Raw genomic sequence first — 14712 nt, forward strand, 5'->3', positions numbered from 1 at the left:
GCGCCGGCGCGACGAGCATGACGCGATGAGAGAAGAGCTGCTGGCCACGGTCAACGACGAACACGCGACGGTCGAGGCGTTCGCGTCCCTGCTCGCCTACGAGGAAAAGGCGCTGACGATGGCCCAGCCGCTCGAGATGCTGCCCGGGATCGTCGAGAAGAAGAGCGAGCTGATCGACCGGCTCGCGCAGCTCGAACGCACGCGCGACACCCAGCTTTCCGCGCTCGGCTTTCCGGCCGGCAAGAAGGGGATGGACCAGGCCGCCGAGCGCGATGCGCGCCTCGCCGGCCGCTGGCAGCTGCTGCAACAGGCCGCCGAACGCGCGCGCCAGGCCAATGCGAACAACGGGATGCTGATCCGGATCCGGATGGACTACAACGAGCGCGCGCTCGCGGTACTGCGCTCGGCGCCCGCGCCGGCCGGCGTCTATGGCCCCGACGGGCGCGTATCGGCGCTCATGCGCTGAAGCACTGACCGACCAACTGACTGACCGGCAGTGGCGCCGCTGCCTTCCCTGCCGCACCTCGTAGCAGCTCGTAGTACCTCGCAGCAAGCACCTCGCCGCCATTCGCGGCCTCCCGCATTTCGACAGACCGGGCTCGAACCCGGCACTCACGGTCCCTTCCGATACACGGCTGCGCAACCGCGCCGCCGTCCCGTCACAACAATCAGAAGAGGGCCGCATGCCATATTTCCGCATTCCGTTTTCGTACCGCACCGCCGCCGTTTCCGCCGTCGCGGCGCTGGGCGCCGCATTGACGCTTTCCGCCGCGCAGGCCGCCGGCGCCGCGCCGCTGCCCGTGCCGACTGGCGACATGTCGCTGTCGCCGGCCGGCCCCGACATCGTGCCGACGGCCGCGCCGGGCACGCCCGGCGCGACGCCGCGCGCGTCGCGCCGCGGGTCCGACACCTACACGTACCTGCGCTGCTGGTACCGGATCGACGCGGATCCGCTGAAGCCGGCCGCGACCTACGAATGGGCGCGCGACCCCGCCGGCGGCGACTGGTATCGCGTGTCCGGCTACTGGTGGGCGGACGGCATCACGCAGTGGAAGAACATGTTCTACAGCACGACGACGCAGGACACGCTCGCCGACGTGTGCCGCAAGACGCTGGCCGCGAAAGGCATCGGGTCCGACCTCGTGCAGGCGGTCGCGGCGAACAACGCGCTGTCGTTCAACTACACGGTGTGGACCGTCGACACCGCGCAACAGGACACACGCGTCAACAAGCTGATCGTGTTCGGCGACAGCCTGTCCGACACGCAGAACATGTTCAACGCGAGCCAGTGGAAGCTGCCGAACGGCACGAGCTGGCAGGCGGGGCGCTTCAGCAACGGCCCGGTGTGGGCCGAATATCTCGCGAACGCGCTGCGGCTGCCGTTCTACAACTGGGCGATCGGCGGCGCGGCGACCGACCAGTACCTCGTCGTGCCGGGCCTCGTGCAGCAGATCGACTCGTGGCGCGAATACATGGATCGCGCACCGGACTACCGGCCCGCCAACACGCTGTTCGCGGTGTTCGCGGGCGGCAACGACCTGGTGAACTACGGGCGCTCGCCCGAGCAGGCGGCGAATGCGGTGCGCGACAGCCTCGAGCGGCTCGCCGCGGCCGGCGCGACGCGGATCATGCTCGTCACGCTGCCGGACGTGTCGCGCGCACCGGTGTTCGCGACGCGCACCGACACGGCGAGCGTCGCCGCGCAGGTGAAGGACTACAACCGGCGCCTCGCCGACGCGGCCGCCGCGCTGCGCGCCCGTTACGGCGCGACGCTGCGGCTCGAGGTGTTCGACGCGTACGCGCTGTTCGACGACCTGCTGAGCCATCCTGCCCAATACGGCTTCGACGACGCGAAGCGCGCGTGCCTCGACATCCCGAAACCGTCGTCGCTCACCTACCTGAGCACGCAGACGCCGCGTGCGGACTGCCGCGACCCGGCGCGCTTCGTGTTCTGGGACACGCTGCACCCGACGACACGCACACACGCGTGGCTCGCCGAGCGGATCGCGCCGTTCGCGCGGGCGCGCCTGCTGAACTGACCGGCGCGGGCGGCGGTGCCTACAGCAGCGGACACGCGGTGACCTGCGTGCCGCGCTCGACGCACAGCCGCTCGTAGTCGCGCAGGTATGCGCGCTCGTCGTCGTCCAGCAGGTCGAGATCGATCAGGTCCCAGTCGTAGCCGACCGTCACGATGTTCTCGAACGTCACGGTGTCCGGCTGCGCGTCGTCCTGACGGATGATCACGATGTTCTCGATCCGCACGCCGCCCTTGCCCGGCAGGTAGATGCCCGGCTCGACCGAAATCACCGCATTCGGCACGAGCCCGTACTGCGCGCCCGGCGCGAACCGCACGCCGCCCTCGTGCACGTGAATCCCGACGCCGTGCCCGGTGCCGTGGCCGAAATCGTGGCCGTGATCGCGGCACACCTGCCGCACGAGCGCATCGACGTCGCCGCCCTTTGCCGTGCTCGGGAAGCGCGTGACGAGCCCCTTGATGCAGGCCTTCAGCGCGACCGTGTAGATCTCGCGCTGCCACGGCTGCGCGACCGTATCCGGGTGCGTCCGGCGCAGCACCACGCGCGTGCAGTCCGTCGCGAAGCCGGCTTCGTAATACGCGCCGCTGTCGAGCAGCACGAGTTCGCCTTCCGTCAGCTCGACGTCGGCGCTCGCCGCCGTGTAATGCGCGAACGCGCTGTTCGCGCCGTTCGCGGCGATCGACGGAAACGTCAGCGCAACCGCCGAACGCGCGGCGTATGCATCGTTGATCGCGCGCGCCAGGTCGTATTCGGTATGGCGCACGCCCGGCTCGCCCGTCTTCGCCCAGCGCATCGTCTCGGCGATCGCCGCGGAACTGCGCGCAAACGCGTCGCGGAACCGGTCGAGCACCGCCGGCGTCTTGCCGGCCCGCATCGCCTCGACCGGGTTGAAATCGGCATGCCGCGCCTGCGGCCATACCCGCTTCACCGCGTCGACGAGCGCGCAGTTCACCGATTCGAAGCCGTAGCACACGTGATCGACCGCGAACGGCGCGAGAAAGCGCTCGAGCGCCGCGACATCGCGCCGGATCACGTGCAGCGCCGGATACGACTCGAGCGTGACCTCGCAGCGATCGCAGCCTTCCGGCAGGAACAACGCCACCTGCCCGCCCACCGCGAACAGGAAGCCGAGGTGCGACGACGCATTCGGGATGTGATAACCGCGGCTGTTCAGCAGATACGCGAGGTCGTCCGATGCGCAGGTGAAGAAGGCGGTCCTGCCGTCCGGCGCGCCGGTATGCGCGGCGAGCTTGCGGCTCAGCGCGTCGAGGTTCTGCGCAACGCTCAGGCCGGTCATCGCTTCCGGCACCTCGAAGATCGGCCGCTCGACGACCCAGCCCGGCAACGCGATCGCGAGGTCGATCTCGCGATCGGTGAGACTCGTCCAGTCGAGCGACGCGGCCTGCGTCTGCTCGAACAGGCGATCGCGCTGCGCGACGCTGATCCGCCGCGCGTCGTAGCCGACCCGTGCGAGCCGGCTCCCGTGCGCGACCAGCCAGTCGGCCATCGCCTGCCAGATCGTCACGTTCATCCCGAGCTTCTCGATGCGCACGCGCGCCGGATCGCACTGCTGCTCGGCCTGCAGGTGATAACGACCGTCGACGAACAGCACGAATGGCGGCATGCCGAGCGCCTGCGCGGTCGCCGCGCTCAGGAAGATCCCGCAGCCGGCCGAACCGTCGAAGCCCGACAGCGCATAACGCGGGTTGTTGCTGCGCGGCAGGTACTCGGTCACGTATTCGTCCTGCGACGTGACCAGTACCGCGTCGAGCCGCGCGGCGTCGAGCAGGCGCGACAGGCCCGCCTGCGTGTCGACGACGGACGCGTCGTACGGGGGAAGGCCGGAGAAGCTGTATTTCAGTCGATCGATCATCGGAAGCCCGTTATGCATTGTTGTCGGCGGCCGGCGGTGACGCGGCGGGGTACAGGCCCAAAGCAGGCTTGAAGCAGGCCTGACGCGGCCCTGCGCCGCTGCACGGTCGACGCACGACCCGGCGCGGCACGACGCCGGGCCGCCGTACCGTCCCAGCGGCAGGCCCTTAAAAAAATTTTCGTCTCACTTAACTTTTTTTGATGCGCGCGACAGAATCTAGAGCACGCTGAAATCGAGGTCAAGCTGAAATTTTCGTAGGGCTAAAATCGGCATGACGCTTGCGGATCCCTGCACAGCGGGCGTTCGTCCGGCGGCACCGCGCGGTACAATGCGCCGGCATCGCCGCCCCGGCGGCCGTGCTTCGTGCGGTGCGCGGAATTCCCTGTCCGGCGACTGCACCGCCCGTCCGCCCGCCTCCCGATTCGTTGCCGCGAAAGAGATTCATGGATTCAGACATCATGCGTATCGGCCAGCGCATTCGCCGCCTGCGCCGGGAAGCGAAGAAGACGCTGCTGGAAGTCGCGACCGAAGCGAAACTGTCGGTCGGGTTCCTGTCCCAGGTCGAGCGCCATCTCACGGGCATCTCGCTGTCGTCGCTCGTCAACGTCGCGAAGGCGCTCGACGTGCCGCTCGGCGCGCTGATCGACCAGCCGCGCCAGGCGCAGCCCGATTCGCACGAGGGCAGCCGCAAGGCGTACGCGCTCGACGCCACGTCGCAATGGTACGAACGCCTGTCCACCACGTTCGACGGCAGCCAGATCAACGCGCTCAAGGTGCGGATGATGGAAGGCTACCGCTCGGAATGGGTGGCGCACGGCGGCGACGAATTCGTGTACGTGCTGGCCGGCCGGATCTGCTTCACGATCGGCAGGAAGAACTACCCGCTGTCGCCCGGCGACTCGCTGCACTTCGATGCGCGCAAGCGGCATCGGGTCGCCAACGTGGGCGACGGGCCGGCCGAGGTGATCGCGGTCGGCACGCTGCCGCTGTTCGACGACCGTCGCGCCGGGTTCGTGTCCGCGACGATGGACACCGCGAAACCGGCCCCCGTCGCGCGCGCCGCGGCGGGCGAACCGCGCACGGGCCGCCGCGGGCCGGCGCCCGAACGGGCGGATCGCGATCGTGCCGCCGGCACCGTGAAAAAGGACAAGAAGGCGGCAGCCAAGCCGCGCGCGGCCGCCGGCAAACGCGTGGCGGCAGCCAAGCCGGCACGCAAGAAGAAGCCGTAACGGCTTTGCAGGCGCGCGACGCGCGCCCTTCCCGCCGCCGTTATTCGCCGATCTCGAGCGCCTGCGCGACGGCCTCGATCCGCGCGCGATGCACGGCTTCCCGGATCTTCTCCGTGTCGTTGCCGATGCCGCGCGCGATCGCGCCGGCGTCGACGCTGCGCGCGGCCGCGAGCGCGACGCGCAGCCGCTCGGCCTGCGGATACGGCTGCGTATCGAGCCCGAGCCGCCCGCGCGCATCCGATTCACACGCCTGCAGCATCTCGGCGAAACGCGCCGGCTTGCGCAGCGCGTCGCTGCGCTCGAACAGCCGCACCAGCGCGGCCGCGCCCATCTCCATCACGCGATGCAGGTTGCCGTGCTCGCGCGCGACCACGAGCGCGAGATCGCGGCATTCGTTCGGCACGCGCAGCCGTTCGCACAACGGCTTGAGCAGGTCGACGCTGCGCCCCTCGTGGCCGATATGGCGCGGCAGCACGTCGGCAGGCGTCGTCGCCTTGCCGAGATCGTGCGTGAGCGCCGCGAAGCGCACCGGCAGCGAATAACCCTGCTTCGCCGCATGGTCGACGACCATCATCACGTGCACGCCGGTGTCGACCTCCGGGTGGTAGTCGGCGCGCTGCGGCACGCCCCACAGCGCATCGACTTCGGGCAGGATGCGCGCGAGCGCGCCGCACTCGCGCAGCACCGCGAACATCCGCGACGGTTTCACCTCCATGAGCCCGCGCGCGATTTCCTGCCAGACGCGTTCGGGCACGAGCGCATCGACCTCGCCCGCGTCGACCATCCGCCGCATCAGCGCGAGCGTTTCGTCCGCGACCGTGAAGTCCGCGAACCGCGCGGCAAAGCGCGCGATGCGCAGGATCCGCACCGGATCCTCGACGAACGCATCGCTCACATGGCGGAACACGCGCGCGCGCAGGTCGGCCTGCCCGTCGAACGGGTCGATCACGGGCCCGACCAGCTCGCCCTCCGGGCTCACCTCGCGCGCCATCGCGTTGATCGTCAGGTCGCGCCGCGCGAGATCCTCGTCGAGCGTCACATCCGGCGCGTAATGAAACTGGAAGCCGTGATAACCGGCCGCCGTCTTGCGCTCGGTGCGCGCGAGCGCGTACTCCTCCTGCGTCCGCGGATGCAGGAAGACCGGGAAATCCTTGCCCACCGGCCGGAAACCCTGCGCGGCCATCTGCTCGGGGGTCGCGCCTACCACCACGTAGTCGCGGTCCTGCACGGGCACGCCGAGCAATTCGTCGCGGATCGCACCGCCTACAGCGTAGATGTTCATGGCTGCGGTTCGAATTCGGCGATCACGTTCGTTTCACGGCGCGCGGCGTCGATCCAGCGCTGGACGGCCGGCAGCGCCGTCACGCGGGCCGCATAACCGGCCGCGTCCGGCGACAGGCCCGGCGCGTACGTGTTGAAGCGCATCACGACGGGCGCGTACATCGCATCGGCAATCCCGAATTCGCCGAACAGGAACGGCCCGCCCGACGCCTCGAGGCACGCGCTCCACAACGCGTCGATGCGCGCGACGTCGGCGAGCGCATCGGGCGTCGCGCCGCGCCCCGGCATCGATGCACGCACGTTCATGCCCATCTGCGTGCGCAGCGCCGCGAAGCCCGCATGCATCTCGGCCGCGACGCAGCGCGCATGCGCGCGCTCGAGCGGATCGGCCGGCCACATCGGAAACTGCGGATAGCGTTCGGCGAGCGTCTCGGCGATCGCGAGCGAATCCCAGATCGCGACGCCGTGGTCGTCGATCAGGCACGGCACCTTGCCGGACGGCGAATACTCGAGGATGCGTGCGGCCGTGTCGTCGTGGCGCAGCTCGATCGCGATCTCGTCGAACGGGATGCCGAAATGCGCGAGCAGCAGCCACGGACGCATCGACCACGACGAGTAGTTCTTGTCTCCAATGACGAGTTTCATGACGGTGTTCCGGAAAACGAGAAGGTGAAAAGGACGAAGCCGAACGAAGGCACCCGGGCCGGCCTAGCGGCGCGAGCGGAACCAGTCGAACCGGGACCGCTGCGCGGCCTGGCCGAGATACGCGGGCGCGATGCTTTCGAGACTCGCGGGCGAGATCCCGAGCTCCGGCGCGAGCGGCCCCGACAGCACGTTCGGCACCGACATCGTCGCGAGATTGTCGCGCGTGAGCACGGGCTCGCCGGGCAGGCATTCGAACACGCTCGCCTGCAGCCGCGCGAGCGCGTCGGGCAGCCGCACGATGCGTGCCTGCCGGCCGACCAGCGTGCCGCAATAGCGCACCAGCTGCTCGAGCGTGTAGACGGTCGGGCCGCCGAGTTCGTAGGTCTTGCCGTGCGCGGCCGCGAGATCCAGCGTGTTGACGAACGCACGCACGACATCGCCGACGAACACGGGCTGGAAGCGCGCGTCGGGCATCGCGAGCGGCAGCACGGGCATCGTGCGCTGCAGGTTCGCGAACGTGTTGAGGAACGCATCGCCGGGGCCGAACACGACCGACGGGCGGAAGATCGTCAGCGCGAGCGAATCGGTCGCCGCGATCGCATGCAGCGCGGCCTCGCCGTCGCCCTTCGAGCGCTGGTACATGCTCGCGCCATGCGAATCGGCGCCGAGCGCGCTCATGTGCAGCACGCGCTGCACGCCCACCTCGGTGCAGGCGGTCGCGAGCGCGGCCGGCAGCGTGACGTGCGCGCGCTCGAAGCCGGGCCCGTACGGGGTACCGCGGCCGCCGTGCAGCACGCCGACGAGGTTGATCGCCGCGTGCGCACCGGCGACGAAGCGCGCGAGCGTGCGCGTGTCGAGCGCTTCGAGCTCGACGATTTCGACCGGCAGCATCTGCAGGTGGCGCGCGTGGTCGCGCCGGCGCGTGCCGATCCGTACCTGCTTGCCGGCGTCGATCAGCGCATTGACGAGCCGGCTGCCGATGAAGCCGGTGCCGCCCAGCAGCGCGACGGTCTGGCGATCCATGGTCGGGACCTCTAAGGGGCTGTTCACGCTAATAACGGGCTTGCGCTGGCCCCCAGAAGGGCCGAGCGCAAGGATTGCGACGAAACGAATACTCGACGTATTCGCGAGGAGCATGACGCGGCGATCGGCCCTTCCGGGGGTCAGCCCCACGCATGATTTTTTTCCAAACAGGCGAACGTGCCTTGCCGGCCGCATTGCGGCCGGCAAGGCACGTTCGCAAGCCCGTTATTAGCGTGAACAGCCCCTTGAACACTGCCGCGTCTCGCGCGGCAGTGTGAAGAGTGCGGATCAGGGCGAGATCATGCCCAGACGCTTCTTCAACGACTGTGGTTTGCCCTCGAAGAGCGCCGCGTAATAAACGGTGTTCGACAGCACGTTCTTCACGTAGTCGCGCGTCTCGTTGAACGGAATCGTTTCTGCGAAGATCGCGCCTTCGACCGGCTGCGTCAACACCTGGCGCCACTGGCGCGGCCGGCCCGGGCCCGCGTTGTAGCCGGCCGTGGCGAGCACCGGCGAGCTGTCGAAGTTGTTGTAGATGTCCGCCAGATACCAGGTGCCGAGCTGGATGTTGGTATCGATGTCGTGCATCTGCGTGCGCGAGATCGTGCCGAGGCCGAGCTTCTTCGCGACCATCTGCGCGGTGGCCGGCATCAGCTGCATCAGGCCGCCCGCGCCCACCGACGAACGCGCGCTCGTGATGAAGCGCGACTCCTGGCGGATCAGGCCGTACGCCCATTCGGTGTCGAGGCCCGTCGACTGCGCGTAGCGCTCGACGATGTTGCGGTACGGCGACGGGTAGCGCAGCGTGAAATCGTGCTCGGCTTTCGTGCGGTCGGCCGTGTTGACCGTGCGGTCGAGCAGGTCGACGCGCTTGCCGTACTCGGCGGCCGCGAGCAGCTGGCGATCGGTCATCCCGCGCAGCGGCCAGTTCCATTCGCGGTTGCCCTCGAGGCGCAGGTTCAGCGCGTAGAAACGCTGCGCGAGCGCGAAGCCCGGAATCTTGCCCATCGCGTCGATCTCGGCGTCGCTCACCTTCGTGCGCGGCGGGATCGTCGTGCGCTGGCCGAGCTCTTCACCGGCGAGCTGCCCGTAGAAGTTGTACTGCCCGGCGACCTGCTCGAATTCCTGGTTCGCCTGCAGCGTGTCGCCGCTCTGCTTGAGCGCGCGCGCATGCCAGTAGATCCAGGCCGGATCGTCGCGCAGCGACGGCGGCATCTGCTCGATCGACCAGCGCACCATCGGCCAGTTGCCGGCGAGCAGCGCGGCGCGCGTGCGCCATTCGTAGCCCGGGTTCGACAGCGGCGCATTCGCGGATTTCGCATACCAGACCGACGCGAGCGGCGAGCGCTTGATCGCGCCCTGGTAGCCGATCGCGCCCCACGCGATCGCCTGCTCCTGTTTGGTCAGCGAAGGCGCGACCGTCGTGAGCATGCCGGCGGCCGCGTCCGGATCGTTGCGCGCCATGCGGCCGAGCGCGATCAGCGCAAGCTGGTGCGACGTCGCGTCGGGGCCGACGCCGCGCGCGAGGTACAGCGGCGGCGCGCTCGTCGCCTGGTCGAAGCCGACCGGACGCGCGCCGAGCGCGTCGACGATCTTGCCGCCGAGCGTCGTGTAGTTCTGCTCGTACGCGAGGCGCGCCTGCTGCCATACGTCGTCGCTCGTGAACTGCTGGTTGACCGTGAGCGCGGTGATCAGGTCGACGCATGCGTCGCCGTAATTCTTCGGCTCGACGAGCAGCGCGCGTGCCGCATCGGCGACGTTCTCGCCGCGCGCCGCGCGCGATTCGAGCGCATAACACTTGACCTGCGTGTCGTCGTCGAGCACGAAGCGCTTGTATTGATCGTCGAAGTTGCGCCAGTCGTGGCGCGCGCCGAGCACGAGCAGGTAGTCGTTGCGCAGGCGGTCGGCGATCGCCTGGCCGTCGTAGCGCTGCAGGAACGACTGCACGGGCGCGTCCGGCGCATCCACGCGCGCGCGGCCCGTCGAATCGAACAGCTGCGGCTTGATCTGGAAATACTCGACGTAGGACGGTACCGGATAGTTCGGAATCATCGACGCGAGCTGCGCGGCTTTCGCGGCGTCGTTGCGGCGCGCGGCTTCACGAAGCTGCACGAAGGTCTGGTCGTCCCCGGAGACCGTATCGTCGTTCGGTGCGGCGCACGCGGCCGTGCCCGCGACGAGCGCGGTGGCCGAAAGCGTCAGCGCGACCGCGCGATATACTCGGAAAAGGCTGTTCGACATCGTTTTGAATGGAGCACGAAGTGAGCGAAAGCATAGCACGCAACCCTGTGCCGAACCCGAAGGTTGCGCTACGCAAAACGCTGTCCGGCGCGCGTCGCGACGCCGCGTCGCAACCCGCCGCGAACGCCGCGCTCGACGCGCGGCTGCGCACGCTGCTCGAGCGGCTCGCGCCGCGCACGGTCGGGTTCTACTGGCCGCTGCCGGGCGAATTCGACGCGCGCGATGCGGTGCTCGCCTGGTGCGCGGCCGGTGCCGGCCGGCGCGCCGCGCTGCCCGTGATCGGCGAGCGGCACACGCCGCTCGAGTTCCATGCATGGGACACGCATACGCCGATGCGCGAAGGCCATCACCGGATTCCGGAACCGGCGTCGGGAATCGTCGTCGTGCCCGACCTGTTGCTGATTCCCTGTGTGGGATTCGATCCGCAGCGCTACCGGCTCGGCTACGGCGGCGGCTATTACGACCGCACGCTCGCCGCGTGGCCGGGCAGCCAGCCGCCCGTGACGGTCGGCATCGCCTATGAAGCGTGCCGCGTCGACGCACTGCCGGCCGAAGCGCACGATCTCGCGCTGCGCTGGATCGTGACCGACGGCGCGCTCTACCCGGCCGCCGGATAATGCGGCGGGCGGCGCGGCGTCCGTCGTCGCACGCCCGTCAGCGCATTGCCGCGCGCCACCGCCGGCGCAACCCCGGCCCGACCCCGGTCCAACCGCTTACAGCGACGCCGCCGCGCGCGCGGCCGTGTCGTACAGCCCCGAAGCGTTGCGCAGCAACTGCGCCGCGTCGCCGATCTGCTCGTTGGTGAGCCCGCTGTCCTTCAGCGTCTCGATCAGGCAGTGCTCGCGCACCTCGCGGTACTTCAGGCACAGGTCGCGGCCCGCGTCGGTCGCGAAGAAGAACACTTCCTTGCCGTTCTTCTCGCTCTTCACATAGCCGCGGGCGATCAGTTTTTTCAGCGCATAGGTCGCGACGTGCGTATCCTCGATATTGAGCACGAAGCAGATGTCGGCGAGCTTCTTCTTGCGTTCACGGTGGCTGACGTGATGCAGCAGCGACACCTCGACCGCCGTCATGTCCTTCGCGCCGGCCGCCGACATGCAGCGCACCATCCACCGGTTGAACGCGTTGCCTGCCATGATGAGCCCGTATTCGAGCTCCGACAGCTCCGCGCTCGAATCGGAAACGAGGTGTTCGGATGACACGATCTTGGTCGCAGGACGCTTCATGTAAAGACGGAGCAAGCCGGATGACAGGGTGTGCCGAGTGTACGCCAGAAGCCCGGACATCCGGGCTAGGCGAAAACGCTTATTGGGAAGTTGTCGATATTTTATTGACAATGTGCGCTAACATTGCCGTCCGAACCGTGCCAGTCCGATGACGCAACCCCGCATTTATCCGCTCGGCGATGCCGCCCTCGTCTGCGAGGTGCCGCCGCCCGCCACGCTCGATTGCCAGCGCCGCGTCTGGGCCGTTGCCGAGGTCGCGCGCGCGTGGCCCGACGTGGTCGACGTCGTGCCCGGCATGAACAACCTGACGATCGTGTTCGACGCGCTCGCCACGACGGCCGGGGCGCTCACGCCGGCGCTGCGCGACGCGTGGGAGACGGCCGACGTCGAGCATGCGGACGGTCGCGAGGTCGAAATCCCGGTCGAGTACGGCGGCGCCGCCGGCCCCGACCTGGCGGCCGTCGCCGCCCATACCGGCCTGTCGGCCGACGAGGTCGTCGCGCGCCACGCAGCCGGCGCCTACGTCGTGTTCTTCGTCGGCTTCCAGCCGGGCTTCGCGTATCTCGGCGGGCTCGATGCCGCGCTGCACACGCCGCGCCGCGCGGCGCCGCGCCTCGAAGTGCCGGCCGGCTCGGTCGGCATCGGCGGCGCACAGACAGGCATCTACCCGGCCACGTCTCCCGGCGGCTGGCAACTGATCGGCCGCACGTCGCACGTGCTGTTCGATCCGGCGCGGCCGCAGCCGACGCTGCTGCTGCCCGGCGACCGCGTGCGCTTCACCATTGCGGGAGTCGACGCGCGATGACCCAGAGCAACGCACCGGGCACCATCGAGGTGGTGCGGGCCGGCCCGCTGTCCACCGTGCAGGATCTCGGCCGCCGCGGCACGCGCCATCTCGGCGTCGCGCAGGGCGGCGCGCTCGACAGCCTCGCGCTCGAGGTCGGCAACCGGCTGGTCGGCAACCGTCCCGACGCGGCGGCCGTCGAAATCACGATCGGCCCGGCCGCCTTCCGCTTCACGCGCGCGACCCGCATCGCGATCACCGGCACCGAGTTCGGCGCCACGCTCGACGGCCGGCGCGTATATTCGTGGTGGAGCCTGCCGGTCGAGGCCGGGCAGACGCTCGTGCTGCCGGCCGCGAAACGCGGGATGCGCGGCTACCTGTGCATCGCCGGCGGCATCGACGTGCTGCCGATGCTCGGCTCGCGCAGCACCGATCTCGCGTCGCGCTTCGGCGGCCTCGGCGGCCGCGCGCTGCGCGACGGCGATCGCCTCCCGGTCGGCGTGCTTCCGGCCGGGATGGGCTGCCTCGCGGCCGATGCGCCCGAATTCGGGGTAAAGGCGCCGGCGTGGTGCGCGTTCGCGCGCGTCGACGAGCCGCCGCGCCGCCACCGCCCCGCGCACGCGCCGTGGGCGATGCCCGTGCGCGTGCTGCCGGGCCCCGACTACGCGTCGTTCGCCGCCGATGCACAGCAGGCGTTCTGGGACGAGGAATGGCTCGTCACGGCGAACAGCAACCGCATGGGCTATCGGCTTGCGGGCGTCGAACTCGTGCGCGAGCGGCCGGCCGAGCTGCTGTCGCATGCGGTGCTGCCCGGCACGATCCAGGTGCCGCCGAACGGCCAGCCGATCGTGCTGATGCACGACGCGCAGACCACCGGCGGCTACCCGAAGATCGGCACGGTGATCCGTGCGGACCTGTGGAAACTCGCGCAGGCGCGGCTCAACCTGCCGGTCCGCTTCGTGCGCACGACACCCGACGCCGCGCGCGCCGCCCTGGCCGCAGAACGTGCCTATCTGCGGCAGATCGACGTGGCGATCGACATGCGCGAGGAAGCGCGCCGCCGCGCCCAGTCGCGCGCGGCATGACAATGGCGGTAGCAGTACCGAAGGCAGTAGCAGCAAGGACGGGCCACGCAATCAGTGGACGAGGAACACCATGGAAATCGATCTGAATGCCGATCTCGGCGAAGGCTGCGGTTCGGACGAGGCGCTGCTCGACCTCGTCACGTCCGCGAACATCGCATGCGGGTGGCATGCGGGCGGCGCGAACGCGATGCGCGACTGCGTGCGCTGGGCCGTGCAGAAAGGCGTGGCGATCGGCGCGCATCCGAGCTTTCACGATCCGGAGAATTTCGGCCGCAAGGAAATGCAGCTGCCGGCCGGCGACATCTACGCGGGCGTGCTGTACCAGCTCGGCGCGCTGTCGGCGATCGCGCAGGCCGAGGGCGGGCGCATCGCGCACGTGAAACCGCACGGCGCGCTGTACAACCAGGCCGCACGCGACCCGATGATCGCCGATGCGGTGGTGTCCGCGATCCGCGATTTCGATCCGTCGCTCGCGGTCTTCGGGCTCGCGAACAGCGTGTTCGTCGCCGCCGCGCGGCACGCGGGGCTCGCCGCGGTGGAGGAAGTGTTCGCCGATCGCGGCTACCGCGCGGACGGCTCGCTCGTGCCGCGCAACCAGCCCGGCGCGCTGATCGACGACGAAGACACGATGATCGCGCGCACGCTCGACATGGTGCGCAGCCGTCAGGTGCGTGCGATCGGCGGCGAGTGGGTGATGCTCAATGCGCAGACCGTCTGCCTGCACGGCGACGGGCCGCATGCGCTGGTATTCGCGAAACGGATTCGCGCCGCGCTCGAGGCGGTGGGCGTCGACGTCGTCGCGCCCGGCATGCTGCAGGCCGACGAACGCACGTGACCCGGCCGGCTGCCTGATCCGTCGCACAAAAGAAAAAAGCGCCCTCGTGGCGCTTTTCCGTTGGCGCAATCGCTGCGGCTTCGCCGTCTGTCGATTCGCCCCCCGAAACCGTCTTTCGACGGTGACCGGAAAAATCTTCCGGATTAAAAAACGTCCGCCGCGGCCCGATCACTGCATTCCCCGGTCAGACGACGGAACGTTGCTTTATCTGCAAGTCGGCCTGCATGCATGTTTTGTACGACGATGATTGGCCCCGCCGTGCATGCAGACACTCCGCGGCCGGCACGTGCTTCACGTGCCGGCAACGCTAACCCCGCGCTTATTTCTGCTACCCCGTAGAACTTATCTATTCTTTTCATTTTTTCAACTTGTGGGGTGAAGAATAGATATTGGCGGAACGGGATGTCAATCGTTTTAAACGCTATTTTCCGACGATTCAAGGGTTTTCCTTATC

At 69.0% G+C, this 14712-nt stretch carries 14 protein-coding genes; 7 read left to right on the plus strand and 7 right to left on the minus strand.

Features of this window, described 5'->3' with window-relative positions; all coding sequences use genetic code 11:
- Positions 1–25: 25 nt before the first annotated feature.
- On the plus strand, positions 26–466 hold the full coding sequence (locus APZ15_RS03040; protein ID WP_021163144.1) for a flagella synthesis protein FlgN: 441 nt from the start codon (positions 26–28) through the stop codon (positions 464–466).
- A 217-nt stretch (positions 467–683) separates the two neighbouring features.
- Entirely contained in the window at positions 684–2039 is a 1356-nt protein-coding gene (locus tag APZ15_RS03045; protein WP_034195845.1) for an SGNH/GDSL hydrolase family protein, read from the plus strand.
- A gap of 19 nt (positions 2040–2058) precedes the next feature.
- On the opposite strand, the gene APZ15_RS03050 is transcribed toward APZ15_RS03045, so the two are convergent.
- Positions 2059–3909 carry a M24 family metallopeptidase gene (locus APZ15_RS03050; RefSeq protein ID WP_027788915.1) on the minus strand — a complete coding sequence of 617 codons (1851 nt, stop codon included), beginning with the start codon at positions 3907–3909 and terminating at the stop codon, positions 2059–2061.
- 443 nt (positions 3910–4352) lie between these two features.
- On the opposite strand from APZ15_RS03050, the gene APZ15_RS03055 reads away from it, so the two are divergent.
- Positions 4353–5138, plus strand: a complete 786-nt coding sequence (locus APZ15_RS03055) for a helix-turn-helix domain-containing protein (RefSeq protein WP_027788914.1) — start codon at positions 4353–4355, stop codon at positions 5136–5138.
- Between the two features lie 40 nt (positions 5139–5178).
- On the opposite strand, the gene APZ15_RS03060 is transcribed toward APZ15_RS03055, so the two are convergent.
- From APZ15_RS03060 to APZ15_RS03075, 4 genes are all read right to left on the minus strand, one after another.
- Positions 5179–6420, minus strand: coding sequence for a multifunctional CCA addition/repair protein (locus APZ15_RS03060; RefSeq protein WP_027788913.1), 1242 nt, complete (start codon positions 6418–6420; stop codon positions 5179–5181).
- Complete coding sequence (locus APZ15_RS03065; protein ID WP_027788912.1) at positions 6417–7064, minus strand: glutathione S-transferase family protein; 648 nt, start codon at positions 7062–7064, stop codon at positions 6417–6419. Before APZ15_RS03065 ends, APZ15_RS03060 begins: the two co-directional genes overlap by 4 nt.
- Before the next feature lie 63 nt (positions 7065–7127).
- On the minus strand, positions 7128–8087 hold the full coding sequence (locus APZ15_RS03070) for a complex I NDUFA9 subunit family protein (protein WP_027788911.1): 960 nt from the start codon (positions 8085–8087) through the stop codon (positions 7128–7130).
- Positions 8088–8375: 288 nt separating this feature from the next.
- On the minus strand, positions 8376–10328 hold the full coding sequence (locus tag APZ15_RS03075; protein ID WP_027788910.1) for a lytic transglycosylase domain-containing protein: 1953 nt from the start codon (positions 10326–10328) through the stop codon (positions 8376–8378).
- An 8-nt stretch (positions 10329–10336) separates the two neighbouring features.
- Here APZ15_RS03075 and APZ15_RS03080 point away from each other — a divergent pair, with 8 nt between their 5' ends.
- The gene (locus APZ15_RS03080) at positions 10337–10945 is read left to right on the plus strand and encodes a 5-formyltetrahydrofolate cyclo-ligase (protein ID WP_049096978.1); all 609 of its coding nucleotides are present in this window, start codon (positions 10337–10339) and stop codon (positions 10943–10945) included.
- A 96-nt stretch (positions 10946–11041) separates the two neighbouring features.
- Here the strand turns inward: APZ15_RS03080 and APZ15_RS03085 are convergent, their stop codons facing one another.
- Positions 11042–11554, minus strand: coding sequence for a winged helix DNA-binding protein (locus tag APZ15_RS03085; RefSeq protein ID WP_027788908.1), 513 nt, complete (start codon positions 11552–11554; stop codon positions 11042–11044).
- A 148-nt stretch (positions 11555–11702) separates the two neighbouring features.
- On the opposite strand from APZ15_RS03085, the gene pxpB reads away from it, so the two are divergent.
- The 3 genes from pxpB to pxpA all read left to right on the plus strand — a co-directional run bounded on the left by pxpB (position 11703) and on the right by pxpA (position 14258).
- The gene (gene pxpB, locus APZ15_RS03090; RefSeq protein WP_027788907.1) at positions 11703–12359 is read left to right on the plus strand and encodes a 5-oxoprolinase subunit PxpB; all 657 of its coding nucleotides are present in this window, start codon (positions 11703–11705) and stop codon (positions 12357–12359) included.
- Positions 12356–13423, plus strand: coding sequence for a 5-oxoprolinase subunit C family protein (locus APZ15_RS03095; RefSeq protein WP_027788906.1), 1068 nt, complete (start codon positions 12356–12358; stop codon positions 13421–13423). Before pxpB ends, APZ15_RS03095 begins: the two co-directional genes overlap by 4 nt.
- A gap of 70 nt (positions 13424–13493) precedes the next feature.
- Entirely contained in the window at positions 13494–14258 is a 765-nt protein-coding gene (gene pxpA / locus APZ15_RS03100; RefSeq protein WP_027788905.1) for a 5-oxoprolinase subunit PxpA, read from the plus strand.
- 143 nt (positions 14259–14401) lie between these two features.
- Here the strand turns inward: pxpA and APZ15_RS40670 are convergent, their stop codons facing one another.
- On the minus strand, positions 14402–14698 hold the full coding sequence (locus APZ15_RS40670; RefSeq protein WP_138143292.1) for a hypothetical protein: 297 nt from the start codon (positions 14696–14698) through the stop codon (positions 14402–14404).
- Between the last annotated feature and the right edge of the window lie 14 nt (positions 14699–14712).

The organism is Burkholderia cepacia ATCC 25416 (assembly GCF_001411495.1).
GTDB classification, from domain to species: domain Bacteria; phylum Pseudomonadota; class Gammaproteobacteria; order Burkholderiales; family Burkholderiaceae; genus Burkholderia; species Burkholderia cepacia.

Excerpts from the sequence above, each read along its gene's own strand:
- pxpB (WP_027788907.1), top strand. The coding sequence starts at position 11,703 with ATGACGCAACCCCGCATTTATCCGCTCGGCGATGCCGCCCTCGTCTGC.
- APZ15_RS03050 (WP_027788915.1), bottom strand. The coding sequence starts at position 3,909 with ATGATCGATCGACTGAAATACAGCTTCTCCGGCCTTCCCCCGTACGAC.
- APZ15_RS03040 (WP_021163144.1), top strand. The coding sequence starts at position 26 with ATGAGAGAAGAGCTGCTGGCCACGGTCAACGACGAACACGCGACGGTC.
- APZ15_RS03075 (WP_027788910.1), bottom strand. The coding sequence starts at position 10,328 with ATGTCGAACAGCCTTTTCCGAGTATATCGCGCGGTCGCGCTGACGCTT.
- APZ15_RS03095 (WP_027788906.1), top strand. The coding sequence starts at position 12,356 with ATGACCCAGAGCAACGCACCGGGCACCATCGAGGTGGTGCGGGCCGGC.
- APZ15_RS03085 (WP_027788908.1), bottom strand. The coding sequence starts at position 11,554 with ATGAAGCGTCCTGCGACCAAGATCGTGTCATCCGAACACCTCGTTTCC.
- pxpA (WP_027788905.1), top strand. The coding sequence starts at position 13,494 with ATGGAAATCGATCTGAATGCCGATCTCGGCGAAGGCTGCGGTTCGGAC.
- APZ15_RS03070 (WP_027788911.1), bottom strand. The coding sequence starts at position 8,087 with ATGGATCGCCAGACCGTCGCGCTGCTGGGCGGCACCGGCTTCATCGGC.
- APZ15_RS03045 (WP_034195845.1), top strand. The coding sequence starts at position 684 with ATGCCATATTTCCGCATTCCGTTTTCGTACCGCACCGCCGCCGTTTCC.
- APZ15_RS03055 (WP_027788914.1), top strand. The coding sequence starts at position 4,353 with ATGGATTCAGACATCATGCGTATCGGCCAGCGCATTCGCCGCCTGCGC.
- APZ15_RS03080 (WP_049096978.1), top strand. The coding sequence starts at position 10,337 with ATGGAGCACGAAGTGAGCGAAAGCATAGCACGCAACCCTGTGCCGAAC.
- APZ15_RS03060 (WP_027788913.1), bottom strand. The coding sequence starts at position 6,420 with ATGAACATCTACGCTGTAGGCGGTGCGATCCGCGACGAATTGCTCGGC.
- APZ15_RS03065 (WP_027788912.1), bottom strand. The coding sequence starts at position 7,064 with ATGAAACTCGTCATTGGAGACAAGAACTACTCGTCGTGGTCGATGCGT.